The organism is Desulfovibrio sp. X2 (assembly GCF_000422205.1).
GTDB lineage: Bacteria > Desulfobacterota > Desulfovibrionia > Desulfovibrionales > Desulfovibrionaceae > Alkalidesulfovibrio.
In genome coordinates, this window is sequence record NZ_ATHV01000034.1 from 1 (window position 1) to 26,142 (window position 26,142).

The 26,142-nt window shown below is 69.7% G+C and carries 17 protein-coding genes; 11 read left to right on the plus strand and 6 right to left on the minus strand.

The features are described from left to right. Positions 1 to 733 precede the first annotated feature (733 nt). On the plus strand, positions 734 to 2,497 hold the full coding sequence (locus DSX2_RS11485; protein ID WP_020881266.1) for a Na+/H+ antiporter: 1,764 nt from the start codon (positions 734 to 736) through the stop codon (positions 2,495 to 2,497). Continuing rightward, positions 2,494 to 4,992 (plus strand): phosphoketolase, encoded by a 2,499-nt coding sequence (locus DSX2_RS11490; protein ID WP_172640027.1) that lies wholly within the window; start codon positions 2,494 to 2,496, stop codon positions 4,990 to 4,992. The genes DSX2_RS11485 and DSX2_RS11490 overlap by 4 nt, the downstream gene beginning before the upstream one ends. An 85-nt stretch (positions 4,993 to 5,077) precedes the next feature. Here DSX2_RS11490 and DSX2_RS11495 read toward each other — a convergent pair whose 3' ends face one another. Then, complete coding sequence (locus tag DSX2_RS11495; RefSeq protein WP_020881268.1) at positions 5,078 to 5,851, minus strand: SDR family oxidoreductase; 774 nt, start codon at positions 5,849 to 5,851, stop codon at positions 5,078 to 5,080. A 190-nt stretch (positions 5,852 to 6,041) separates the two neighbouring features. Between DSX2_RS11495 and DSX2_RS11500 the strand changes: the two genes are divergently transcribed. The 4 genes from DSX2_RS11500 to DSX2_RS11515 all read left to right on the plus strand — a co-directional run bounded on the left by DSX2_RS11500 (position 6,042) and on the right by DSX2_RS11515 (position 13,216). Beyond that, positions 6,042 to 6,836: an SDR family NAD(P)-dependent oxidoreductase gene (locus tag DSX2_RS11500; protein WP_020881269.1), complete on the plus strand. Its 795-nt coding sequence runs from the start codon at positions 6,042 to 6,044 to the stop codon at positions 6,834 to 6,836. 187 nt (positions 6,837 to 7,023) lie between these two features. Further along, the gene (locus DSX2_RS18890) at positions 7,024 to 10,905 is read left to right on the plus strand and encodes a response regulator (protein WP_020881270.1); all 3,882 of its coding nucleotides are present in this window, start codon (positions 7,024 to 7,026) and stop codon (positions 10,903 to 10,905) included. Further along, the gene (locus DSX2_RS11510) at positions 10,902 to 12,008 is read left to right on the plus strand and encodes a two-component system response regulator (protein ID WP_020881271.1); all 1,107 of its coding nucleotides are present in this window, start codon (positions 10,902 to 10,904) and stop codon (positions 12,006 to 12,008) included. Before DSX2_RS18890 ends, DSX2_RS11510 begins: the two co-directional genes overlap by 4 nt. Positions 12,009 to 12,052: 44 nt before the next feature. Beyond that, a complete protein-coding gene (locus tag DSX2_RS11515; protein ID WP_020881272.1) occupies positions 12,053 to 13,216 on the plus strand; it encodes a hybrid sensor histidine kinase/response regulator in 1,164 nt (387 codons plus the stop codon). 15 nt (positions 13,217 to 13,231) lie between these two features. On the opposite strand, the gene cyoE is transcribed toward DSX2_RS11515, so the two are convergent. Genes cyoE through cyoA form a run of 5 tightly spaced genes read right to left on the minus strand, consistent with a single transcriptional unit; the run spans position 13,232 to position 18,091 of the window. After that, positions 13,232 to 14,095 carry a heme o synthase gene (gene cyoE, locus DSX2_RS11520; RefSeq protein WP_020881273.1) on the minus strand — a complete coding sequence of 288 codons (864 nt, stop codon included), beginning with the start codon at positions 14,093 to 14,095 and terminating at the stop codon, positions 13,232 to 13,234. Between the two features lie 11 nt (positions 14,096 to 14,106). Next, positions 14,107 to 14,430, minus strand: coding sequence for a cytochrome o ubiquinol oxidase subunit IV (cyoD, locus tag DSX2_RS11525; protein WP_020881274.1), 324 nt, complete (start codon positions 14,428 to 14,430; stop codon positions 14,107 to 14,109). Further along, a complete protein-coding gene (gene cyoC, locus DSX2_RS11530) occupies positions 14,427 to 15,044 on the minus strand; it encodes a cytochrome o ubiquinol oxidase subunit III (RefSeq protein ID WP_020881275.1) in 618 nt (205 codons plus the stop codon). Before cyoC ends, cyoD begins: the two co-directional genes overlap by 4 nt. 58 nt (positions 15,045 to 15,102) lie before the next feature. Further along, on the minus strand, positions 15,103 to 17,079 hold the full coding sequence (cyoB, locus tag DSX2_RS11535; protein ID WP_020881276.1) for a cytochrome o ubiquinol oxidase subunit I: 1,977 nt from the start codon (positions 17,077 to 17,079) through the stop codon (positions 15,103 to 15,105). Between the two features lies 1 nt (position 17,080). After that, the gene (cyoA, locus tag DSX2_RS11540; protein WP_020881277.1) at positions 17,081 to 18,091 is read right to left on the minus strand and encodes a ubiquinol oxidase subunit II; all 1,011 of its coding nucleotides are present in this window, start codon (positions 18,089 to 18,091) and stop codon (positions 17,081 to 17,083) included. Positions 18,092 to 18,407: 316 nt separating this feature from the next. Here cyoA and DSX2_RS11545 point away from each other — a divergent pair, with 316 nt between their 5' ends. The 5 genes from DSX2_RS11545 (at position 18,408) to DSX2_RS11565 (ending at position 26,104) form a co-directional block, all read left to right on the plus strand. Beyond that, positions 18,408 to 19,604 carry a low temperature requirement protein A gene (locus tag DSX2_RS11545; RefSeq protein WP_020881278.1) on the plus strand — a complete coding sequence of 399 codons (1,197 nt, stop codon included), beginning with the start codon at positions 18,408 to 18,410 and terminating at the stop codon, positions 19,602 to 19,604. A gap of 98 nt (positions 19,605 to 19,702) precedes the next feature. Continuing rightward, on the plus strand, positions 19,703 to 20,053 hold the full coding sequence (locus DSX2_RS11550) for a hypothetical protein (protein ID WP_020881279.1): 351 nt from the start codon (positions 19,703 to 19,705) through the stop codon (positions 20,051 to 20,053). Between the two features lie 93 nt (positions 20,054 to 20,146). Next, positions 20,147 to 22,789 carry a TIGR03960 family B12-binding radical SAM protein gene (locus tag DSX2_RS11555; RefSeq protein ID WP_020881280.1) on the plus strand — a complete coding sequence of 881 codons (2,643 nt, stop codon included), beginning with the start codon at positions 20,147 to 20,149 and terminating at the stop codon, positions 22,787 to 22,789. Positions 22,790 to 22,876: 87 nt separating this feature from the next. Further along, complete coding sequence (locus DSX2_RS11560; RefSeq protein ID WP_020881281.1) at positions 22,877 to 23,146, plus strand: hypothetical protein; 270 nt, start codon at positions 22,877 to 22,879, stop codon at positions 23,144 to 23,146. A gap of 213 nt (positions 23,147 to 23,359) precedes the next feature. Further along, the gene (locus DSX2_RS11565) at positions 23,360 to 26,104 is read left to right on the plus strand and encodes a pitrilysin family protein (RefSeq protein WP_236615114.1); all 2,745 of its coding nucleotides are present in this window, start codon (positions 23,360 to 23,362) and stop codon (positions 26,102 to 26,104) included. Positions 26,105 to 26,142: the final 38 nt, after the last annotated feature.

Here is a 26,142-nt window from a genome sequence, read left to right on the forward strand (position 1 = left end):
GGGGGCTGCGCGCCCCCTCTGGACTCCCCTGCGCCAGGCTGAGCCTGGACCCGCTTCGCACGCGGCACGGCTGACGGCCGGGCACGGGCCGCCTGGGCGTGGCAGGCCGGAGAACGAATGTGCCCGAGCTTTTCCCGCGAGCCTCGCTGCGCTCGGACCGCGGAAAAATCTCGGGCACGGTTGCCGACGGGGCCCGGTCATCGCGGCGTGACCTCCCCACCCGCCTTCTCCCAAAATCCGGTCACAAAAACTCTTCACCCTCTCCTTTGCCGGGAGTCTTCAAAGGCGCTCGCTGTTCTCGCCGCGGGCAAAGGAGATGCGTGCGGACGACGGCATACAGCAACGACGCCTTTCCCGGTCGAGGGAAGCGAACCTGAAGACGTCCTCCTGGTCGCTCAAAAAGTGCTGGATGCAAGGAGCAAGAAGAATGCAAGCCCGATGCGTATGCTCAAATACGCGAGGGGTTGCATTCTTCGCAGCGACGCCGCAGACGGTGCTTTTTCAGCGACCAGGAAGGAGGGATGGGGTGTGGGGAAGGGGGAGAAGGGAGCCCTTTTCAAAGGGTCCCTTCTCCCCCTTCCCCACGGAAATCGCCGCGCACCGCCGCATCCCCGATCATGACTTTTCCGTGCCGAGGTCGACACGGGCCGCCGGGCAGGGTATGGATGGGAGGATTCCCCCTGCCCTGCCCGTGCGCCGGGCCGTGCGCGGGCGGCGGGGGCGGTGCGGAGATATGGAAACGGAAGCAGTCTTCATCCTCCTTTTCGTCGTGGCCACGGCCGTGGCCATCGCGGTGCAGCGGTGGACGATCCCCTACACCGCGGCCCTGATGGCCGCGGGGCTGGTGCTCGGCTTCCTGCAGCTCTTCCCCGCGCCGCACCTGACCAAGGCCCTGCTCTTCAACGCCTTCCTGCCCGGGCTGCTCTTCGAGGCGGCCTTCTACATCGAATTCAGGCAATTCTGGCGCAACCGCCTGGCCATCGCCTCCCTGGCCCTGCCGGGTCTGGCCGCGGCCATCGCGCTGACCACGCTGGTGCTGCCGCGCGTGGCGGGCGGGCTCCATTTCGTGGAGGGCTTCACCTGGCAGCACGCGCTGGTCTTCGGGGCCATCATCTCGGCCACGGACCCGGTGGCGGTGATCGCGGTCTTCCGCAGCCTGGGCGTGCCCAAGCGTCTCTCCGTGCTGCTGGAGGGCGAGAGCCTGCTGAACGACGGCACGGCCATCGCCTTCTTCACCCTGAGCCTGGCCCTGGCGGCCGGGCGGGTGGTGGCCCCGGCCGATCTGGGGCTCATGTTCGTGAAGATCGTGGGCCTCGGGGCGCTCATCGGCATGGGGCTCGGGCTCGGCGTGTCGCAGGTGCTGCGCCAGGTGGACGAGCCCATGATCGAGATCACGCTGACGACCATCGCGGCCTACGGCTCGTTCCTGGCGGCCGAGCATTTCCACGCCTCCGGGGTCATCGCCACGGTCTGCGCGGGCATGCTCTGCGGCAACTACGGCGCGCGGGTGGGCATGACGCCGTCCACGCGCATCGCGGTCGAGACGTTCTGGGAGTACGTGGCCTTCGCGCTGAACTCCATCGTCTTCCTGCTCATCGGGCTCGAGGTGCGCTTCCAGGCCCTGATCGACTCCTGGCGGGCGATCCTGGCGGCCTATCTGGTGGTCACGGGCGCGCGCATGGTGATCATCTTCGGCGTGGGCGCGCTGCTGCGCGGGACCAGGGAGCGCATCCCCAAGGCGTGGTGCGCGGTGCTCACCTGGGGCGGGCTGCGCGGCGGCCTGCCCATGGTCCTGGCGCTCAGCCTGCCGCAGGACTTCGCGCAGCGCGAGCTGCTCATCTCCATGACCTTCGGGGTGGTGGTGCTGTCCATCATGGTGCACGGGCTTTCCATGTCGCCCCTGCTGCGCCTTCTGGGCGTGGCCCGGGGGCGGCGCGACCTGGCCGAGTACGAGCTTTCGCGCGGCAGGCTGCAGGCGGCCCACGCGGCCCTGGAGGAGCTGGACCGCCTGGCGCACGTGCGCTTCACGGCTCCGGGCCTGGTCGAGGACCTGCGCTGCGAGTACGAGCGCCGCATCGAGCGCGAGACCCAGGCCCTGCACGAGCTGCACCTGGACAGCGAGCAGTTGCGCGCCGAGGAGGCCCAGTGGGCCAGGCGCCACCTGCTGCAGGTGGAGAAGGGAGTGGTCAGCGACGCCTTCCACCGCGGCGCGCTGAGCCAGGAGGTGCAGGAGCGCCTGCTGGCGGACATCGACGGCGAGCTGCTGCGCCTGGCCTCGGGAGAGGCGGCCGGGGACGACTTCCGCGGCTGCGCCGAGCCCGAGGAAGAGGAAGCCGAGAAAGACGAGTCCGGCGACGACGGGAGTACGGAAGACGGGCCCGACGAGAACGGGGCCGCGGAAGAAGAGAAGGAAGGGAAGGCGGGAGAGGTTTCCGGGAAGGACGGAAAGAAGCCGCCCGTGCCGGGCGAGGGAGGGGCAGGCGAGGAGGCCCCCTGACGCGGCGCCCGGAAAGGGCGCGGACCGGGCCGCGGCCGGGCAGAGTCCCGGGACCGGCGGCCGCAACGACAAGGAAGACGACCATGAGCGCAAAAACGCTTTCCCCGGACATGCTCCGGAAGATCGACGCCTACTGGCGCGCGGCGAACTACCTCTCCGTGGGCCAGATATACCTCTACGACAATCCGCTCCTGAAGCGGCCGCTGGAGCTTTCGGACGTGAAGCGGCTGCTGCTCGGCCACTGGGGCACCACGCCGGGGCAGAACTTCATCTACGCGCACCTGAACCGGGCGATCGTGCAGCACGACCTGAACATGATCTACGTCTCCGGCCCGGGCCACGGCGGCCCGGCAGTGGTGGCCAACACCTATCTGGAAGGCACGTACAGCGAGGTCTACCCCGAGGTCAGCCGGGACGAGGAGGGGCTGCGCAGGCTCTTCGTGCAGTTCTCCTTCCCGGGCGGCATCCCGAGCCACGCCTCGCCCGAGTGTCCGGGCTCCATCCACGAGGGCGGCGAGCTCGGCTATTCCCTCAGCCACTCCTTCGGCGCGGTGCTGGACAACCCGGACCTGATCGTGGCCTGCGTGGTGGGCGACGGCGAGGCCGAGACCGGCCCGCTGGCCACGGCCTGGCACTCCAACAAGTTCCTGGACCCGAAGAACGACGGCGCGGTGCTGCCCATCCTGCACCTGAACGGCTACAAGATCGCCAACCCCACCGTGCTCGCGCGCATCGGCCGCGAGGAGCTGGAGCAGCTCATGCGCGGCTACGGCTGGGTGCCCTATTTCGTGGCCGGGGACGAGCCCGAGGCCATGCACGAGCTCATGGCCAAGACCCTGGACACTGTCGTGGAGGAGATCGGACGCATCCAGAAGGCGGCGCGCCAGGGCGGGGAGACGAAGCGGCCGCGCTGGCCCATGATCGTGCTCGACTCGCCCAAGGGCTGGACCGGCCCCGAGGTCATCGACGGCAAGAAGATCGAGGGCAATTTCCGCTCGCACCAGGTGCCGCTCTCCGATCCCGCGGAGCACCCGGAGCATCTGAAAATGCTCGAGGAGTGGCTGAAGAGCTACCGTCCGGAGGAGCTCTTCGACGAGAGCGGGCGGCTCGCCCCGGAGCTGGCCGAGCTGGCGCCCAAGGGCGAGCGCCGCATGGGCGCCAACCCGCACGCCAACGGCGGCGGGCTGCTGCGCGACCTGCGCCTGCCGAGCTTCCGCGACTACGCGGTGGACGTGCCCGAGCCGGGCGTCATGGGCGCCATCGGCGACACGCACGTGCTGGGCCGCTTCCTGCGCGACGTGACGCAGAAGAACGAGGAGGCCGGGAACTTCCGCGTCTTCGGCCCGGACGAGACCATCTCCAACGGGCTCGAGGCCGTGTTCGAGACCACGAACCGGCAGTGGCAGGCCGAGACGCGGGAGAGCGACGAGTTCCTGGCCCCGCGCGGCCGGGTCATGGAGATGCTGAGCGAGCACCAGTGCGAGGGCTGGCTCGAGGGCTACCTGCTCACCGGGCGGCACGGCCTGTTCAACTGCTACGAGGCCTTCATCCACATCGTGGACTCCATGTTCAACCAGCACGCCAAGTGGCTGAAGGTCACGGCCGGGCTGCCCTGGCGCCACCGCATCGCCTCGCTGAACATCCTGCTCTCGTCGCACGTCTGGCGCCAGGACCACAACGGCTTCACCCACCAGGACCCGGGCTTCATCGACAACGTGGTCAACAAGAAGGCCGAGGTGGTGCGCGTGTACATGCCGCCCGACGCCAACTGCCTGCTCTCGGTCATGGACCACTGCCTGCGCAGCCGCCACTACGTGAACGTGGTCGTGGCGGGCAAGCACCCGGCCCCGCAGTGGCTGCCCATGGAGACGGCGGTCAAGCACTGCGCCAAGGGCATCGGCATCTGGCCCTGGGCCAGCAACGACCAGACGTCAGGGCCGGACGTGGTCATGGCCTGCTGCGGCGACGTGCCGACGCTCGAGACCCTGGCCGCGGTGTCCATCATGCGCGAGCACCTGCCGGACCTGCACATCCGGGTGGTGAACGTGGTGGACCTCATGAAGCTGCAGCCGCAGAGCGAGCATCCGCACGGCCTCTCGGACACGGACTTCGACGCCCTGTTCACCAGGGACAAGCCGGTCATCTTCGCCTTCCACGGCTACCCCTGGCTCATCCACCGCCTGACGTACCGGCGCACCAACCACAAGAACATCCACGTGCGCGGCTACAAGGAGGAGGGCACCATCACCACGCCCTTCGACATGACCGTGCTGAACGACCTGGACCGCTTCCATCTGGTCATGGACACCATCGACCGCCTGCCGCAGTGCGGGGACCGCGGCGCCTACCTGAAGGAGTCGCTGAAGGACAAGCTCATCGAGCACAAGGAGTACATCACCCGCCACGGGCAGGACATGCCCGAGATCCGCGAATGGAAGTGGCAGACGCCCGGAGACGGGCCCGAGAAGCGGACCGACGGGCAGGCCGGGAAATAGGCCAAGGAGATGGGCCAAGGAGATGGGCCAGGCGGGCCGGGGAAGGGGGCGAGGCCGCCCTCCCCGGCCGTCGGCGCGGCCCGGATCAGGCCGTGAAGCCGCCGTCGATGGTCAGGCTCGCGCCGGTCACGAAGCCCGCCTCCGGGCCCACGAGGTAGGCGACCAGGGCCGCGATCTCGCCGCCGTCGGCATAGCGCGGCAGGGCCAGGACGCGGTCCTTGAGCATCCTCCCGAAGTCCGAGTCCTCGTGGTTCAGGTCCGTGTCCACGGGGCCGGGCTGGACGTTGTTCACGGTGATGGAGCGCGCGGCGAGGTCGCGCGCGGCGCCCTTGGTCAGGCCGACGATGGCGGCCTTGCTCATGGCGTAGGCCGTCGCGCCTTCGAAGGGCACGCGCTCGGCGTTGCAGCTGCCGATGAAGACGATGCGCCCGCCGTCCGCCATGCGCCTGGCCGCGGCCTGGGCGGCCACGAAGGCCGCGCGCGTGTTGACGGCGAGGGTGCGGTCCAGCTCCTCGAGGGGGTAGTCCGCGAGGGCGCCGAAGGTGCCCAGGCCCGCGTTGTTGACCAGGATGTCGAGCCCGCCGAGCCGGTCCGCGGCCTGGTTCACGGCCTCGGCCAGGGCCTTTGCGTCCGCGCTGTCGGCCTGCACGGCCAGGGCGTGTACGCCCGCCTCGCGGATCTCTCGCGTCACCGCGTCGGCCGCGTCCGGCCTGCTGGTGAAGGTGATCGCCACGTCCGCGCCCTCGCGGGCGAGCCGCAGCGCAATGGCCGCGCCGATGCCCCGGCTGCCGCCGGTGACCAGGGCCTTCTTGCCTGCAAGCCGTCCGTTTGCACTGTCCGTCGATTGCATGGGAGTCATGGGGGAAACCTCCTGATTCCCCCGCTTCTAGCACCCCCGCCCGGCTGCGGCACGCCTTTTCTTCGCCTGCGCCGGTTCCCCGCGAAGGGCGCCGGACCCGCCTTTTGCGCGGTCGGGGGATGACGCGGCCGCCGCATGGGGGTATGGTGCAGACTTGCCCTCCCCATGCGCGGAGGGAAGGAGGTTTTCCATGGAATTGTCGCTCAAGGGACGCACGGCGCTGGTTTCCGGCTCCACGGCCGGCATCGGCCTGGCCATAGCCGAGGCCCTGGCGCGCGAGGGCGCGTCCGTGGTGGTGAACGGCCGCACGCAAAAACGCGTGGACGAGGCGGTGCTCTCCGTGACGCGCGCCGCGCCCGGGGCCATGGTGCGCGGCGTGGCCGCGGACCTCTCCCTGGCCGAGGGCGCCAAGGAGTTCTTCGCGGCCGTGCCCGCGGCGGACATCCTGGTCAACAACTTGGGCATCTACGCCGCCAAGGACTTCGCCGACATCAGCGACCAGGACTGGCTGCACATGCTCGACGTCAACGTGCTGAGCGGCGCGCGCCTCTCGCGGCGCTACCTGCCGGGCATGCTCGAGCGGGGCTGGGGCCGGGTCATCTTCGTGTCCAGCGAGTCGGGCCTCAACATCCCCGCGGAAATGATCCACTACGGCGTCTCCAAGGCGGCCGTGCTGGCGCTCTCCCGGGGGCTGGCCCTGCTCACGCGCGGCACGGCGGTCACGGTGAACTCCGTGCTGCCCGGCCCCACGCGCTCCGAGGGCGTGCAGAAGTTCATCTCCGAGATGGCCGGAAAGCGCGGCGGCGACACCGAGGCCGCGGAGCGAGAGTTCTTCCGCGACATCCGCCCCACCTCGCTCATCCAGCGCTTCGAGGAGCCCGCCGAAATCGCGGACCTCGTGGCCTTCGTGGCCAGCCCGCGCGCCTCGGGCATAAACGGCGCGGCCCTGCGCGTGGAGGGAGGCGTGGTGAACGTGCCCTTCTAGGGGCCGCATGTCCCGAAGGGCCCTGGCCGCAGGCGTTGCGCAAGTGTAACAAGCGAAGTTGTATTCCGTGACTGGAATTATAATTGGTCCGGACCGTCCTGGCCGTTAGCCTGCATCAATACGCATCGCCTCCGGCAGGGGCCGCCCGGCTTTGCCGAAATGCCTCCGGGGGCTGCAAGGGGGTGGGATGCAGCGAACCGTGCCCGGCGCTTTGGGCGTCTTCCTGAAGACCTTCGTGCCCATCGTCCTCGTGGCCGGGGGGATCCTCTTCCTGACCTTCCGGCAGGACGCGCGTCATGCCGAGGAGCTCTACCGCCAGGAGGAGATCACCCGCGAGACCTACGTGGCAAGGGCCGTCTCCCTGGAACTCGGCTCCCTGTTCCGGGACCTCCTGAGCGTCGTCCACCGCACCGCCCTGCGCCGCTACCTGGACCATCCTGGCCCGGCCGAACTGCGCGACCTGCAGACAGAATACCTCGTCTTCGCCGGGGACAACCCGCAGTTCGACCAGGTCCGCCTCCTCGGCCTGGACGGCCGCGAGATCGTGCGCGTCAACAACGTCGGCGGCAGCCCGGTGCTGGTGCCGCAGGATCAACTGCAGCAGAAGGTCCACCGCTACTATTTCACCGACGCGGTCAAGCTCTCCCCGGGCGAGGCCTACGTCTCGCCCTTCGACCTGAACATCGAGCACGGCGCCATCGAGCGGCCGCAAAAGCCCATGATCCGCCTCGCGGCCCCGGTCGCGGACTCCAAGGGCGACAAGGCGGGAGTGGTGATCCTCAACTACCTGGGGCAGCGGCTCCTGGACCGCATCCACGCCGACCGACCGCACGACCGGAGCCTGCATGACGCCCGGTCCGGCAAGGGCCCCACGGTCATGCTCCTGAACAGGGACGGCTACTGGCTGCACGCCGACGATCCGGACCTGGAGTGGGGCTTCATGTACCCGGACAGGCAGAACGTCACCTTCGGCGCGACCTACCCCGAGGCCTGGAAGACGATCTCCGCCCGGCGCCTGGGCCAGGTGGAGACACCCGCGGGGCTGTTCACCTTCTCCACCGTGCGCCTCTCCCCGGAGGACCACCTGGACCAGGCGGCCCGGAGCCTGACGGTGCCCGAGGACGTGCGGCGGGAGTGGAAGCTCGTCTCCTTCACCCCGCGCGCCGTGCTCGCGGGCATGGAACAGGCGCACCGGCTGTCCTACCTCGGCGTCTTCGTGCTGGTCTGCCTGCTGTCCGCCGTGGTGGCCGCGCTGCGCGCCCGCCACCTGCACGAGCGGGGTCTGGCCGACCTGGCCCTGGCGCGCAGCGAAGCGCGCTTCCGCGGCATCGTGGAGAGTTCGCGCGACCTCATCTGGGAGATGGGCCGCGACGCCGCCATCACCTACGCGAGCCCGCGCGTGGCCGACATCCTGGGCTACTCGCCCGGCGAGGTCGCGGGCAGGACGCCCTTCGAGTTCATGCCGCCCGAGGAGGCCGGAAAGGCCCGCTGCACCTTCGAGGCCGCCTCGGCCCAGGGAATGCCGCTCTTCAACTGGGAGACGGTCTGCCTTCACAGGAGCGGCAGGCAGGTGGTGCTGGAATCCAACAACGTGGCCATCGTGGACCTGCAGGGACGGCATGTGGGGTATCGCGGCATCGCCCGCGACATCACCGAGCGCATCCTGGCCGGGCGGCTGATCGAGGAGGCCAGGCAGGAGGCCGAGCAGGCCAACCAGGCCAAGAGCGATTTTTTGGCCCGCATGAGCCACGAGATCCGCACGCCCATGAACGCGGTGCTCGGCATGTGCCACCTGGCGCTCAAGACCCGGCTCTCCCCCAAGCAGCACGACTACCTGACCAAGATCCGCCGCTCGGGCGAGGCCCTGCTCGGCGTGATCAACGAGATCCTGGACTTCTCCAAGATCGAGGCCGGAAGGCTGTCCATCGAGAACGTCCGCTTCGACCTCGAGGCCGTGCTCGGCAACATGGTCGACGTCAACGCCCTGGCCGCCGAGGACAAGGGCATCGAGTTCCTGCTCTCCGTGGACGCCGACGTGCCCACGGACCTCTGCGGCGACCCCCTGCGCCTGGGCCAGGTGCTGATCAACCTCGTGGGCAACGCCGTGAAGTTCACCGAGCAGGGCGAGGTGCTCGTCTCCGTGCTCGCGCTCGAGCGCGGCGAGAAGCACGCCCTGCTGCGCTTCTCGGTGCGCGACACGGGCATCGGCCTCACGCCGGAGCAGATCACCACCCTCTTCGACCCCTTCACCCAGGCCGACGGCTCGACCACGCGCAGGCACGGCGGCACGGGGCTCGGGCTGGCCATCTGCAAGCGCATCGTGGAGATGATGGGCGGCGGCATAGAGGTGCAGAGCGAGCCCGGGGTGGGCAGCGAGTTCTCCTTCGTCCTGCGCTTCCCCCTGCCCGAGGAGCGGGAGGGCGCGCCGCGCGCCACGCCGAACGACCTCAAGGGGCTCGGCGTGCTGGTCGTGGACGACAACGCCACCTCGCGCATGATCCTCGGCGACATCCTGCAGTCCTTCCGCTTCACCGTGGGCGCTGCCTCCTCGGGAGAAGAGGCCCTGCGCCTGCTGGAGCGCGGCGACATCGACTACTCCGTGGTCCTGCTCGACTGGAAGATGCCGGGCATGGACGGCATGGCCTGCGCCCGGCGCATCCGGACCATGCCTCTGGCCATGCAGCCCGCGATCATCATGGTCACGGCCTACGGCCGCGAGGAGATCATGCGCTCGGTCGAGATCTCGGACGTGGACGGCCTGCTGCTCAAGCCCGTCAGCCGCTCCGTGCTCCTGAACACGATCATGGAGTCCCTGGACGCGGAGGGCCACGAGCACCACGCCCTGGCCCCCGGGGCCGGGCCGGACGACATCCCGGGCCACATCCGCGGGGCGCGCATCCTGCTGGTGGAGGACAACGAGCTGAACCAGCAGGTGGCCCGCGAGCTCCTGGAAGGGGCCGGGCTCGACGTGACCGTGGCGGGCGACGGCGAGGCCGCCCTGGACATCCTCGGCCGGACGCAGATGGCGGCGGCAGAGGACGGGGGCGGGTTCCAGGCCGTGCTCATGGACGTGCGCATGCCGGGCATGGACGGCTTCGAGGCCACGCGCCGCATCCGCGCCACGTCGGAGCTGCGCGACCTGCCCGTCATCGCCATGACCGCCCACGCCCTGGACACGGACCGCGAGAAGAGCCTGCGCGCGGGCATGAACGACCACGTGGGCAAGCCCATCCGGCCGAGCGAGCTCTTCGCCGCGCTCGGCCGCTGGATATCCCCGGCGGGCTGGAAGCCCGCGGCGCCGCCTCCGCCCCCCCCGGAAAACGGCTCCGGGGGCCGCGGCCTTGCGCCCCGCGCTTCCGCCGCGGCCCAGGCCACGGGCGCGGAGCGGCTGCCGCCGCCGGGCGCCGTGCCCGGCCTGGACATGGCCTCGGGCCTGGCCCGGGTGCGCGGCAACGCCCGGCTCTACCGCAGGCTGCTGCTCGACTTCGCGCGCACCTGCGGCAAGGCGCCCGAAAGGCTCGGCGCCGAGATCGCGGCGGGCGATTTCGAGCTCGCCCGCCAGGAGGCCCACACCCTGAAGGGCGTGGCCGGGAACGTGGGGCTGCTCGACGTCTACGCCGCGGCCGCGCACCTGGACGCCTGCCTGGGCGGCGCGCCCTCGGCCTGCTCCGCCTCGCTCGCACGGCTCGCGGCGAGCACCGCGGCCGCCACGACGGCCATCGAGAAGCACCTGGGCCCGGCCGAGAAGGGCAACGGCCGCATCGAGCGGGACGAGGACGGCGCCTCCGGCCCGGCCCTGTCCCCGGAAGAGACGGCTGCGCGCCTCGGCGAGCTGGCGGAGCTTCTCGCGCGGCACGACACCCGGGCCCTGGACGTCTTCGAGGAGCTGACCCCGACCCTCGCCCGGCTCGCGCCCGAAGCGGGCGAGGCGGCCACGGCCCTGGGCAGGGCCTTGCGCGCCTTTAATTTCTCCGTCGCGCACGGCCACGCCGAGGCACTGCTGCGCGCCTGCGCGGCAGCACAAGGACAGGCGGACGCGGGCGGCCCCGGGGGAGGTGGCGAGGCATGACGCAGTCCCGGAAGACGGGGCCGTGCGAGACCGCGCTCATCGTGGACGACACGCCCGACAACATCCTCATCCTGCGCGAGATCCTCTCGCCCGAGGTGCGCACCCTGGCCGCGACCAACGGCCGCGAGGCCCTGGCCCTGGCCCGCGCCGTCCCGCCGCCGGACATCATCCTGCTCGACATCCTCATGCCCGGAATGGACGGCTACGAGGTCTGCCGCCGGCTCAAGGCCGACCCGCAGACCAGCTCCATCCCGGTGCTCTTCGTCTCCACCCTGGGCACGGAGATCGACGAGGCCAAGGGGCTCTCCCTGGGCGCGGCCGACTACATCGGCAAGCCCCTGAGCCCGGCCGTGGTGCGCGCCCGCGTGCAGAGCCACCTGCGTCTCAAGGCCCACCAGCACCGGCTGGAGGAGCTGGTGCAGGAGCGCACCCGGGCGCTCCTGAACACCCAGGACGCGACCATCCACTGCCTGGCCTGCCTGGCCGAGATGCGCGACAACGAGCTGGGCGGCCACTTCCGCCGCACCCAGTGCGCCATGGAGCTGGTCGCCTCGACCATGGCCAAGATGCCCGCCTGCGCGGACTTCTTCCGCAAAACGACCGTGGAGATGCTGGTCAAGTCCACGCCGCTGCACGACGTGGGCAAGATCGGGGTGCCGGACCACATCCTGCTCAAGCCCGGCAGGCTCTCGGCCGAGGAGTTCGAGGTCATGAAGCTGCACACGGCCTACGGCCGCGAGAGCCTGCGCAGGGCCGAGGAGATCCTCGACCACGCCTCCTTCCTCGGCGTGGCCTGCGAGATCGCCTATTCGCACCACGAGAAGTGGGACGGCGGCGGCTACCCGGAAGGGCTGGCCGGGGAGGACATCCCCCTGCCCGGGCGCATCATGGCCGTGATCGACGTCTACGACGCGATCATCAGCAAGCGCGTCTACAAGACCCCCATCCCCCACTCCAAGGCGGTGGCGATCATCGCCGAGGAGCGCGGCAGGCATTTCGATCCGGTCGTGGCCGACGTCTTCCTCGCCCTCGCCGAGGAGATCAGGACCATCTCGCGCTGCCACGCCGACTTCGAGGAAGAGCGCGAGGCCCTGGAACGCTGAGCCGGACCTGTCCGGCAGAAACGAAGAAGGCACGGGAGCAGCCGATGCACGCAGACCGCCTCAGGATCCTCGTCGTGGACGACACCCTCTCCAACCTGGAGACGCTGAACGAGATACTGCGCGGCGAGTTCGCCGTGAGCGTGGCCACCACCGGGCTCGAGGCGCTGTCCCTGGCCCGCGAGGCCCCGCCCGATCTCGTGCTACTGGACGTGATGATGCCCGGCATGGACGGCTACGAGGTCTGCCGCCGCCTCAAGGCGGACGAGGCCACGAGCTCCGTGCCCGTGGTCTTCGTCACCGCCCTGTCCGATCCGGAGGCCGAGGAGCGCGGCTTCGCCATAGGCGGCGTGGACTACGTGACCAAGCCCTTCAGCCCCTCCATCGTCCTCGCGCGGGTGCGCACCCACCTGGCGCTCTACCGCCAGCAGCGCGTGCTCGAGCGCATGGTCGCGGAGCGCACGGCGGAGCTGAAGCGGGCCAAGGAGGCGGCCGAGGCGGCGGACCGCGCCAAGACCGTCTTCCTGGCCAACATGAGCCACGAGCTGCGCACCCCCATGAACGGCATCCAGGGCATGGCCCACCTGCTGACCTCCACCGAGCTGGACATGGAGCAGCAGGAGCTCCTGGGCCATCTGGCCAGCTCCGCGAGCCGCCTCATGCTCCTGCTCTCCGACCTCCTGGAGCTCTCCACCATCGAGGCCGGGGATTTCCTGGTCGTGCCCGCGCCCTTCGAGCCGCGCAAGGCGCTGCGCTGCCTCTTCGACCTCTTCGCGCGCAAGGCCACCATCCAGGGGCTCGACTTCGTGGCCGAGACCGCCCCGGAGGTGCCGGAGAGGCTCGTCGGCGACAGCGCGAGCCTTTTGCAGATCCTGGCCAACGTGCTGGACAACGCCTTCAAGTACACGCTGAGCGGTTCCATCGGCGTGCGCGTGGAGCTGGGCGAGGGAGAAGCGGAGACGGGCGCCGTGCCGCTGCGCGTCAGGGTCAGCGACACGGGCGTGGGCATCGCGCCCGAGAAGCTGCCCGGCATCTTCCGCAGCTTCGTCATCGCGGAGGACTTCATCACCAAGAAGCTCGGCGGCGCCGGGCTCGGCCTGTCCATCGCCCAGCGGCTGGCGCAGCTCATGGGCGGGGAGATCAGCGCGCGGAGCGTGCCCGACAAGGGCAGCACCTTCTACGTGGACATTCCCTTCAGGCTTCCCGGGTAGCAGCCGGGACGCGGCTCAGAAGGGCCCCCTGGCGAAATCGACCGACATCATGAGGCTCAGCGCGAAGATGGTCAGGATGGAGAAGCGGTAGAGCCGCCTGGCCCAGCGGCGGTCGTCGCGCGCCCTGAACCCGGACAGGGCCATGCCGAGCCAGCACAGCCCGAGCCCCGTGGCCGCGACGAGGTAGGCGTAGCCCGCGTACCCGAAGGCGGTCAGCATCTGCGCCGCGACCACGAACGCGGCCACGTGCCAGACGATGTGCCGCTTGGTGGCGGCGATGCCCGCGCGCACGGACATCACGGGAAGCCCGGCCGCGGCGTAGTCGTCGCGGCGGAAGATGGTGATGGCGTAGGAATGCGGCACCTGCCACAGGCTGAACATGGCCAGCACGATGAGCGCCCCGAGGTCGAAGCTGTTCCTGACGGCGCAGTACGCCGCAAGGGGCGGCGCGGCCCCGGCCAGGCTGCCGAGGACCGTGCTGTGGACCGAGTTGCGCTTCAGATAGAGGCTGTAGGCGCCGACGTAGACCGCGAAGCCGCACAGGGCCACGGCCAGGGTCAGGCCGTTGGTCCCGGCCAGGAGCAGCGCCGCGCCCGCGAGCCCGAGCACCGCGGCGTAGGCCAGGCTCCCCTGCAGCGAGATCGAATCCGTGGCCAGGACGCGGCCGCAGGTCCGGGCCATGCGCCGGTCTATGTCCCTGTCGATGTAGTTGTTGAGCACGCAGCCCGAGGCCACGACGCAGCACAGCCCGGCCATGACGCACAGGAAGAGCTCTGGCGCGAAGCGCCCCTGGGCCGCGAGGAAGAAGACGCCAGCGGCCGCCACCAGGTTGGCGGCGACGATCCACGGCTTGGTGACCAGGAAATAGTTCTTGAGCACCTCGGATGTTCTTACATCCGGTAGTGCAGACTGTGCATGATCCAGATCGAGCCTCCCACGAAGAGGAATATGATGAAGAAGGTGAAGAGCAGCGACATGACGTTCCAGTACATCGCGGACGACCTGTCGAGATGGAGGAAGTAGCGCAGCTGCACGAAGATCTGCAGGATCGCGGCCGCGAAGACGCACAGGACCAGGGCCATGTGGGACAGCGCCCCGTTCATGACCAGCAGGAAGGGGACGAGGGTGAGGAGGAGCGAGAGGACGAACCCCGTCGCGTACGCCTTGAAGGAGACGTTTCCGGCCCCCGCGGTGTCTTGTCGTGGCTGGTTCATTGCATGGCCCCCATCAGATAGACGATGCTGAACAGACCGATCCAGACGATGTCCAGGAAGTGCCAGAACATGCCGAGCCTCGTCAGCCGCGACCGGACGGGCCCGGTCAGCCCCTTGGAGGCCGTCTGCACCATCATGACCACCATGCCGAGCAGCCCGAAGCTCACGTGCAGGCCGTGGGTGCCCACCAGGGTGAAGAACGCGGAGAGGAAGCCGCTGCGATCGGGCCCCGCGCCAATGAGGATCATGTGGCGGAACTCGCTCACTTCCATGGCCACGAAGCCGAGCCCGAACAGGAACGTGACCGCGAGCCCCAGGAGGACCTTCTTCCTGTCGCCCTTCTGCATGGCCACCATGGAGAGGCCGTAGACCACGCTGCTCGTGAGCAGCAGCATGGTCTCCGCCAGCACGCCGGGCAGGTCGAAGAGCTCCTTGCCGGTGGGGCCGCCCGCGTAGTTGCGGCCCAGGACCACATACGTCGCGAACAGGCTGGAGAAGACGATCAGGTCGCTCATGAGATAGAGCCAGAAGCCGAGCGCCTGGATCTCGGCCACGTCGTGGCCCCCGTGCTCTCCCTGGGCATCTGCGGGCATGGTCAAGGATTCCGTCTGCATTCTGCACTCTCCCGCTGAAGGATCAGCGCGTGTTTCGACCCGTCGCCGGGCAGGCCGCTCATGCCGCCCCCCGTATCCGCTCGAGCCGCTCGCCCTCGATCCGGGCGACCTCGGCCGCGGGGATGATCTCGTCCGTGTCGTCGTCCGCGGAGCGGAGGATGACCACGGTGATCATGCCCGCGAAGCTCAGCCCGGCCAGCCACCAGATGTACCAGATCATGGAGAAGCCGAAGACGAAGGCGAGGACGCCGACGGCCAGGCCGTAGGGCGTGTTCTTCGGCACCGCGATGTCTTCGTAGCGCTCCGGCGGCTCATAGGCCGTGCCCTTCTCCTTCATGTCCCAGAAGGCGTCGCGGTCGTGCACCGTGGGGATGACCGCGAAGTTGTAGGGCGCGGGGGGCGAGGAGGTCAGCCATTCCAGGGTGCGGCCGTCCCAGGGGTCGCCGGTGAGGTCGCGGTTCTTCTCCCGGTCCCGGATGCTCAAGGCGAGCTGCACGAGGGTGCAGCCGATGCCCAGGAGGATGATGAAGGTGCCCACGGCCGCGACGATGAGGTAGGGCTGCCAGGCCGGGTTGTCGTAGTGCTGCAGGCGGCGCGTCATGCCCATCATCCCCAGGAGGTAGAGCGGGATGAAGGCCAGATAGAAGCCGAAGAACCAGCACCAGAAGGCGCGCTTGCCCCAGGCCTCGTTCAGGCGGAAGCCGATGGCCTTGGGGAACCAGTAGGTGTACCCGGCCATGAAGCCGAAGAGGACGCCGGGCACGAGCATGTTGTGGAAGTGGGCGATGAGGAAGAGGCTGTTGTGCAGCACGTAGTCGGCCGGGGGCATGGCCAGCAGCACGCCGGTGAGCCCGCCGATGACGAAGGTCGTGAGGAAGCCGATGGTCCAGAGCATCGCGGAGGTGAGGCGCACCCGCCCGCGGTACATGGTGAACAGCCAGTTGAAGACCTTCACGCCCGTGGGGATGGCGATGAGCATGGTCGAGATGCCGAAGAAGATGTTGACGTCGGGGCTCGCGCCCATGGTGAAGAAGTGGTGCACCCAGACCGCGAAGGAGAGGAACATGATCGCGGCCGTGGCGTAGACGAGCGACACGTAGCCGAAGATCCTCTTGCGCGAGAAGGTGGCCACGACCTCGGAGAAGACGCCGAAGGCGGGCAGGATGACGACGTAGACCTCCGGGTGGCCCCAGGTCCAGAAGAGGTTGGCGTACATCATCATGTTGCCGCCCATGCCGTTGGTGAAGAAGTGCATGCCCAGGTAGCGGTCCATGGTGATCATGGCCAGGGCGGCGGTCAGCACCGGGAAGGCGAAGATGACGAGCACCACGGTGAAGACCGTGGTCCAGGTGAAGAGCGGCATGCGCATGAGCGACATGCCCGGGGCGCGCATCTTCAGGATGGTGACGAGGAAGTTTATGCCCGAGAGCGTCGAGCCTATGCCCGATATCTGCAGGGCCCAGATCCAGTAGTCCACCCCGGTGTCCGGGCTGTAGGTCAGCTCCGTGAGCGGCGCGTATCCCGACCAGCCGGCCCGGGAGAAGACGCCCACGCCGAGCGAGACCATGACCAGCATGGCCCCGGCCACCGCCAGCCAGAGGCTGACCGCGTTCAGGAAGGGGAAGGCCACGTCGCGCGCGCCGATCTGCTGGGGCACGACGATGTTCATGAGCCCGGTGAGGAAGGGCATGGCCATGAAGAGGATCATGATCGTGCCGTGGGCGCTGAAGACCTGGTTGAAGTGCTCCGGCGGCAGGAAGCCCTGGGAGGGGGCCAGCGCCATGGCCTGCTGCGCCCGCATCATGATGGCGTCCGAGAAGCCGCGCAGCAGCATGATCAGCGCCAGGATGATGTACATGACGCCGATCTTCCTGGGCTCCACGGTGGTCAGCCACTCGTGCCAGAGATAGGGCCACTTCCTGAAGTAGGTGATCAGGGCGAGGATGACGAAGCCGAGCAGGAGCGAGCCGCACACCGCGCCCATGACGATGGGGTCATGGTACGGCACCGCGGCGAGCGTGAGTTTCCCGAACATGTCAATTCACCTCCGCGCCGGTCTGGGCGCCGTGCGCCGTGTGGCCCGTTCCGTCCGTTGCGCCGCCCATCGTGCCGCCCATTGCTCCATCCATTGCGCCGTGCAGTGCGCCGTCCATTGCGTTCGTGGTCTGGCCCGTTCCGTGCCCGCCGTGCAGGTACCAGCGCCGCGGATTGTACTTGGCGATGATGTGGTCGAAGAGCCCGGGCTCCAGCGAGGAGAAATGGAGGGGCGAGGCGACGAGGCCCGGCTTGCACAGCTCGTCGAGGCGGGCGATGTCGAGCCTGTCCGGGGACTTCCTGACCTGCTCCACCCAGGCCTCGAACGCCTGCGGGGAGGTCGCCGTGGCCTTGAAGGTCATCTGCGGGAACCCGTCTCCGCTGAACTGCTGGTTCTGCCCCCGGTACACCCCCTCCTCGTCGGCCAGGAGGTGCAGGTTCGTGCGCATGCCTCCCATGGCGTAGAGCTGGCTGCCGAGCTGGGGGATGAAGAAGGAGGTCATGACCGTGTCCGAGGTGAGGTACAGGTTCAGCGGCGTCTTGGCCGGGAAGACGAACTGGTTGACCACGGCGATGTCGTAGTCCGGATAGATGAACAGCCACTTCCAGTCCATGCTGACGACTTCGACGTTCAGCGGCTTCGCGTCGCCGGCGATGGGCTTGTAGGGATCGAGGCGGTGCGTCTCGATCCAGACCACGGTGGACAGGACCAGCACGATGGCCAGCGGTATCAGCCACATCGCCGCCTCGATCTTGCCCGAATAGTCCCAGTTCGGATCGTAGTCCGCCTTCTTGTTCGACTCCCTGTATTTCAAGGGAATCACGACGGACATGACGATCACGGGAACGACGACCAGCAGCATCAGGCCGAAGGCGATGAGGATGACCGTCTTTTCCGACTCGCCGATGGGGCCCTTGGGATTGAGGAGAAGCATGTCGCTGCATCCGCTCAGCAGCGGAAATGCGCACAGCAACATGAATGTGACGAACATGGGAATGAATTTTCTTTTCATTTACCTGCCTCGTCGTATCGAGGAAACATTTCGGCTTTCGACTTGTCCATTCTATACGTCCTTCGCGTCTGGCCGTCAACGACGGACAGGCTCCTGACCAAGATTCCGCGCGCCTTCCGCGCCGCTTCCGGTCCGCGCGGGAGACGGAGAGGACATGCGTCCGGCATAGGCATAGACGCGGGCATAGAGCCATGATTATTTCCGGGAGGCCGAACCGTGCCCCGGTCTCCGCACGGCGCGAGGAAGGCGTGGCCGGGAGGCGGATTCCGGTGTAGGGTGCGGGGTGCCGAGCCGACCTCAGCCTCCGGGAAGGGATATGCGCTGGTTCACGTTCAGGAACGATTCCGGCCCGCCGTCCGCGGGCGCCGCCCCGGCCGGGGAGGTGAAGGAGCGCCACGCCACCTGGGTGGAGCTCTTCTTCGACCTCGTCTTCGTGGCCGCGGTCTCCCGCCTGGCGACCAACCTGGACCACGACTACACCCCCTCCGGCCTGCTGCGCTTCGCGGCCGTCTTCTTCCCGGTCTGGTGGGCCTGGATCGGCCACACCTTCTACCTCACCCGCTTCGACACCGGCGACATCCGCCACCGGCTGCTGACCATCCTCCAGATCGCCGGGGTCGGGGCCATGGTCGTGACCATCTCCGGGGCGCTCGGCCCCACCTCGGCCGCGTTCGCCCTGTCCTACGCGGCGGTCCGCTTCCTGCTCGTGGTCTCCTACCTGGTCTCCGTGCGGCGCCTGCCCGCCGCCCGGCCGCTCGTCGCCCGCTTCGTCACCGGCTTCGGCGCGGCCGCGGCCCTGTGGGCCGTCTCCGCCCTCGTCCCGCCCCCCTGGCGCTTCGCCGTCTGGGGGCTGGCCATGGTCGTGGACGTGCTGGCCCCGCTCACCGCGGGCGACCTGCACGCCGCCGTCCCGCCGCACCCCATGCACCTGCCGGAGCGCTTCGGCCTGTTCACGATCATCGTCATCGGCGAGCAGGTGGTGGCCGTCATGGCCAGCGTGGGGGCCGGGGCGGCCACGCCCGCGTCGGTCCTGGCCGGGGCGGTCGGCTTCGCCATGGCCAGCGCCTACTGGTGGGGGTATTTCGAGGGTGCCAGGGGGGCGCGCACGCTCGTCCTGCGCTCGGGGCGCATGGTCATGCTCTACCACCAGTGGCTCTACGCCCACCTGCCGCTGGTCATGGGCATCGTCTCCACGGCCGTCGGCATACGCCTCGTGGTGCCCGCGCCGAACGCGCCCCTGCCCGGGGCCGGGGCCTTGATCCTCTGCCTGTCCGTGGCCGCGACCATGCTCTCCCTGGCCGCCATCTCCTTCTCCTCCTGCCGGGCGCGCCGCCTGCCCCGCGTGCGGCGCAACCTGGCCATGCAGCTCGCCGCGGCCGCCCTGGCCGGGGGGCTCGGCCTCCTCGGCCCCCGCCTCCCGGGGCTCGTCCTCCTGGCCGTGCTCGCCGCCCTGTGCATCGCCCAGGTCCTCATCTTCCCGCGTCGGCCCGGCGACGAGGGCGAGTCGTGCTGAACGGCGCCGGGAAGGCGGGCGGAAGGCGGCGCGCGCCTTGACACACCCGGGGGCAGCCCCTAACTTAGCCGCGCACCACATCACGCAAGGAGACCGCAATGGCATACGATATCCGTCTGGCCAAGCTCATCAACGGCGACACCGTCCTCGGCAAGTGGAACGAGGAGGAGCAGAAGATCGTCGACGTGGCCGTGATCCAGACCGTGCCCACCCAGCAGGGCGTGCAGATGGTCCTGCTGCCCTTCGGCTACCCCTTCGAGAACGAGATCAAGGGCGAGATCAAGGCCGCGCACGTGATCTACTTCGTCGAGAAGTTCCCCGAGGAGATCAAGACCAAGTACCTCGAGGCGACTTCCAACCTCACGCTCTCCACGCCGGGCGACCTGCGCGGCCTGAACCTGACGGGCGCGGGCGCCGGCGCCGGCGGCCTGGGCCTGATCAAGAAGTAATCCGCAACCGATACGGACGCGCGAGGCGCCGCCCGCGTCCCGCGCGTCCGCCTTCCGGGCGGCCGGGCACGGGCGGCCCGCCACCCCCCCCACATGAAAGAACTCCTCCCTCTCCTGCAGCGGCCCGGCCGCTATGCGGGCAACGAATGGGGCGCGGTGCGCCGCGCCCCCTCGTCCGTCCGCGCGCACGTGGCCCTGGCCTTCCCGGACCTCTACGAGGTCGGCATGTCCTACCTGGGGCAGCGCATCCTCTACGCCCTGGTCAACGACAACCCGGACTGGCTCGCTGAGCGCGTGTACGCGCCGTGCGAGGAGGCCGCGGCGATCATGGCCGGGCACGGGGCGAAGCTCGCCACCATCGAGAGCGACACGCCGCTCGCGGCCGTGGATGCCGTGGCCTTCCACGTGACGCACGAGCTGGCCGCGCCGACCATGCTCTGGATGCTGGACCTGGCCGGGATCCCCCGGCGCGGCGCCGAGCGCGGCGAGGACGACCCGCTGGTGCTGGCGGGCGGCGGCTGCGTGGGCTCGGCCGAGCCCCTGGCCCCGTTCATCGACGCCTTCGTGCTGGGCGACGGCGAGGCGGCCCTGCCGCCGCTCATGGCCGCGCTCGAGTCCTTCCGCGCCGAGGGCACGCCGCGCCCCGAGAAGCTCAGGCGCCTGGCGAAACTCCCCGGGGTCTACGTGCCCTCCTTCTACGGGAAGGACGGGACGGGCCGCATGCGCCCGCTGCCGGAACACGCGGACGTCGCCCCCGAGGTCGTGCACCGCGCCGTGGTCAAGGACCTGAACGAGGTCTCCTGGCCGAAGCGCCTGGTGCTGCCCAACTTCCAGGCCGTGCACGACCGCCTGGCCATGGAGATCGCGCGCGGCTGCACGCGCGGCTGCCGCTTCTGCCACGCGGGCATGGCCTACCGCCCGGTGCGCGAGCGCACGCCCGAGACGCTCCTCTCCTGCCTCACCGAGTCGCTCGCGGACGCGGGCTACGAGGAGGTCTCGTTCCTCTCCCTGTCCACGGGCGACTACTCGGCCCTGGACGGCCTGTTCGCGGGCAGCTTCGAGCGCTGCGCGGCCGAGCAGGTGGCCGTCTCCCTGCCCTCCCTGCGCGTGGGCTCGCTCTCGCCCAAGATCATGGACCTCATGGCCCGGATCAGGCGCACGGGCATCACCATCGCGCCCGAGGCAGGCAGCCAGCGCCTGCGCGACGTGATCAACAAGGGCGTGGACGAGGCCGGGCTCATGGCCCACGTGCGCGCCCTGTTCGCGCGCGGCTGGAGCCAGGTGAAGCTCTATTTCATGTGCGGCCTGCCCACGGAGACCGAGGACGACCTGCGCGCCGTCTTCGAGCTCTGCCGCGCCGTGGCCGACGCCGCGCCGCGCGGCACCAAGCGGCTGCAGGTCACGGCCGCCGTCGCGCCCTTCGTGCCCAAGCCGCACACGCCGTTCCAGTGGGAGCGGCAGATCACCCTTTCCGAGTGCCGGGAGCGCATCGAGTTCCTGCGCGAGCTGTTCCGCGCGGACAAGCGCCTGAAGCTCAAGTGGCACGAGCCGACCATGAGCTTCGTGGAGGGCGTGCTCTCGCGCGCCGGGCGCGAGGCGGCCCCGCTCCTCGAGGCGCTCGTGGCGCGCGGCCAGGTGCTGCCCGCCTGGGAGGACCGCTTCGACTTCGAGGCCTGGCAGGCCGCCTTCGCCGACGTCGGCCTCGACCCCGAGACCATGCTCGCGGCGCGCGACGTGAACGCCCCCCTCCCCTGGGACCACCTGGACGTGGGCGTCTCGAAGCGCTTCCTGCTCGCCGAGCGGGCCCGGGCCTTCGAGGGCAAGATCACGCCGGACTGCCGCTACGACGCCTGCCGCAACTGCGGCGCGTGCGAGCTTTCCGAGCCGGACGGGCTTCGGCCGCGCACGGTCTTCGCCAGGCGCGACCAGGCAGACCCCGCGACCGCGCCCGCCGAGACTCCCGAAGCGACTCCCGAAACGGCAAACGCCGCGCCCATGGCGCCGCAGCGCGGGCCGCAGAAGCCGCCCGAGATCCGCGAGGACCTGACGCGGCGCGAGGGCCATTTCCGGGTCTGGTTCGAGAAGCGCGGCCCCGCGGCCTGGCTCTCCACCCTGGACCTGCAGAGCGTGCTCGAACGGGCGCTGCGCCGGGCGCGCGTGAAGCCGTCCTTCTCCAAGGGCTTCCACCCCCTGCCGCAGATCTCCTTCGGCCGCGCCCTGCCCGTGGGCGTCACCAGCCGCGCGGAGTGGTTCGACCTCTTCACCCGCGAGCCCTACACGGCCGAGGAGGCCTTTGCCCGCCTCGCGCCGCAGATGCCCGAGGGGCTGCCGCTGCTGCGCGTCGAGGAGCTGTCCATGGGCCGCCGCCAGCCGCAGTCCGAGGCCGAGGAGTTCATGGTGCGCTACGAGCCGCCCGCGGAGGTGGCGGACGACACCGGGGCCGGGGCCGCGGCCTTCGAGGAGGCCATGGAGCGCTTCGCGGCCTGCGACAGCTTCACCTTCGTGCGCACCACGCGCCACGGCGACCGCGAACTCGACGCCCGCGCCTTCGTCGCCGAGGTCGAGGTCCTGCCCGCGTCCGGAGGCCTGGGCCCCGCGGCGCGCATCGTCTTCGACTGGAGCGCGGGCTACGTGAGCCCCCTGGCCATCATCCGGGCCGTGCTGCCCGGCGTCTCGCCCCTGGCGCTCTCGGTCGAGAAGACCGCGCAGCGCTTCGCCGAGGAGGCGGCCAAATGAGGAGCCGGGCTTGCACCGTTCGCCCCGGACTGGTAGGAATGGGAGGAGTCGGATCCCCGAAAGCCCCCCTACCCAAAGGAGCGGACAATGAGTCTCACGCCACAGTCGCTGCTGCAGAAGGTGAAGGAGATGTACCCCGAGATCGAGCGCTACAAGCTCAAGGCCTCGGTCTCCTTCGACGAGGCCAAGGACGCCTGGATACTCAAGCTGGTCAAGGACTCGCACGAGCTGGTCACGCACATCGAGCGCATGGATGCGGAGAAGTGCATGGAAGGCGTGGAGTGCGTCTACCTGACGCACCAGGTCGGCCAGTTCATCCGCGTCTATTGCGAGGACGGAGATTCCTGCACGCGGTAGCCCCGCGAGGTGTCGAACCGAACGAGCGGGGCGCTGCCCCGCTTTTTTCTGCGCGGCCGGGCACCCCGCCCGCTGCCGCCCGCTTTCATGCCCGGGAGGTAACAGCCCATGCGCCGTCTCGTCGCGCCGCCCTGTCGGCCGCTGTCCCGTCTGTCCCTGCTCGCGCTCCTCTGCCTGCTCGCCTCGGCGACGCTGCTCGGAGGATGTGACCGCATGGGACGCCTCGAAAAGGTCGACCGCAAGGACCGCGCGCCGCTCATGTCGCCCCTGCCGCCGGTGGGCACCACGCCCCAGGCCGGAGACACCGCGCCGCACCTGACCGTGTTCGAGAACGGCTTCCGCGTGCTCGTGCAGCGCGACACCCGCTTCCCCCTGGCCTCCGTGCGCCTCTACGTGCACGCGGGCTCGGCCTGGGAAACGGCGCGCGAGGCGGGCATCTCCCACCTGCTGGAGCACATGGTCTTCGACGGCACGAAGCGGCGCGGCCCGGGCGAGGCGGCGCGAGAGATCGAGAGCGCGGGCGGCGACATGAACGCGGCCACGAGCTTCGACGACACCGTCTACTACGCCAACATGCCGCGCGAGCACTGGCGCCTCGGCCTCGACGTCATCGAGGACATGGCCGTGCACGCGGCCATCGACCCGGACGAGTTCACCCGCGAGCGCAAGGTGGTCCTCTCCGAGCTGGAGATGGACGAGGACGATCCCGGCCACCGCCAGTTCCAGTCCCTGCAGGCCCTCGTCTGGCCGGGCTCGGTCTACGGCAGGCCCATCATCGGCACGCGCGAGACCCTGGCCGCCCTCACCCCGCGCGACCTGCACGCCTACGTGCGCCGCCTCTACCAACCCCGCTCCATGCTCCTCGTGGTCGTGGGCGACGTCAACGAGGCCGAGGTGCTCGAGGCCGCGCAGCAGCTCTTCGGCGGGCTGCGCAACACGACGATCCGGCCCACCGCCCAGGAGCTGCCCCTGCCCCTCTTCACCGGGCCCGTGGCCCGCGTGGAGCACGGCAAGTTCAACAAGGCCTACGTCTCCCTGGCCTTCCCGGTGCCCGGCCTCAGGCGCGACCAGGCCGTGGGGCTCGAGCTCCTGGCCCAGCTGCTCGGCGGCGACAACACCTCTCGCCTGTACCGCACCTGGAAGTACGACAAGCAGATGGTGGACCAGGTCTCGGCGGACATCCTGACGCTCGAGCGCGGCGGCATGTTCATCGTCCAGGCCACCTGCGACGCGGACAAGGCCGAGGCCTTCGTGCGCGGGGTCTGCGACCAGCTGGCCCACCTCGACCCGGCCTCCTTCACGCCCGAGGAGCTGTCCCGGGCGCGCCTGAACCTGGAGGACGACCTCTTCCGCTCCAAGGAGACCATCTCCGGCCTGGCCTCCAAGCTCGGCTACTTCACCTTCTTCGAGGACGGCCCGGTCTCCGAGGACAACTACCTCTTCGCCCTGCGCCACACGGACACCGCGACGCTTGCGGACGTGATGCACGCCTACATCCGGCCCGACCGCCTGGCCATGGACCTGATCCTGCCCGAAGCGGCAGCCTCAGGGACGGAGGGCTCCGGCGGGTCCGGCGCAACCTCCGGCACCGCCGCGCCCGCCCCGGCGCCCCTGACCGCGGACGCCCTGGTGGCCGCGGCCAAGGCCTCCTGGCCCGCGAACGCTGCCACGACGGGCACGCAGGCCGGGACCGAGGCGGGCGCGGAGGCCGGAAGCGAGGCCGCGACCGCGCCCGGCACGGCCGCCACGCCCGAAGTGGTGCGCATCGGCCAGGACAGCGTGGTGCTCATGCCCGACACCACCCTGCCCTACGTCTCCGTGGACATCGCCTGGCAGGGCGGCTCCTCCCTCGAGGCGAAGAAGAGCGACGGCCTCTCCGACTTCACGGCCCGCTTCCTGGGCAAGGGCGTGCAGGGCATGGACGTGATCGCGCGTCAGGACTTCCTGGCCGACCGCGCGGCCTCCCTGGGGGCCGCCGCGCGGCGCGACGCCTTCCTCGTCTCCGCGGACTTCCCGGCGCGCTTCAGCAAGGACCTCCTGCCGCTGATCAGGAAGACCGTGCTCGAACCCACCTTCCCCGAGGACCAGCTCGGCCGGGTGCGCAGCGAGCAGACAGCGGCCATCAAGCGCCGCGAGGACCAGCCCCTGGGGCTGGCCTTCCGCCACCTCTTCCCCTTCCTCTTCACCGGCCCGGGCTACGGCTCGCTGCAGATGGGCACGCCCGAGAGCGTGCGCACCCTGACCGCGGCCGAAGCCAAGTCCTTCTGGGAACGCCAGCGCCGCGCGCCCTTCGTCATGGCCGTGTGCGGCGACTTCGACCGCGAGGCCGTGCTCGGCCTGGCCAAGGAACTCGCCGCCGCGCTCGGCCCCGTCGAGCCCGCGCCCATGCCCGCGCCCTCCTGGAACGCGCAGCGCACGGACACCCTGCACCTGCCCGGCCGAAACCAGGCGCACATCCTGGAGATCTTCCCGGTGCCCGGCCTCGGCTCGCCCGAGACCCCGGCCCTCAACGTGCTCAAGGAAGCCCTGGCGGGCCAGAGCGGCCTGCTCTTCAGCGACCTGCGCGACAAGCAGGGGCTCGGCTACTCGGTCACGGCCATGCTCTGGCAGACCCCGGCCACGGGCTTCCTGGCCTTCTACATCGGCACGGAACCGGCCAAGGCCGAACAGGCCAAAAAGGGCTTCGACCAGGTCGTCGCCCGCCTGCACGACTCCGATCTCTCGAACGACGAGGTGGCGCGCGCCGTGAACATCCTGCGCGGCGACTACTGGCGCGACCGCCAGTCCCTGGCCAGCCGCTCGGGCGAGGCGGCCTGGCTGCTCACCCGCGGCCTGCCGCTCGACTACAACGAGAAGATGATCGGCGAAGCCGCGAAGGTCACGCCAGCGGACCTGAAAGCCCTGGCCAACAAGGTGCTGCAGCCCGACAAGGCCTACACCTTCATGGTCGAGCCGTAAGAAGGCGGGAATGCCTCCGGCGGCCAGGGAGGGGGCTG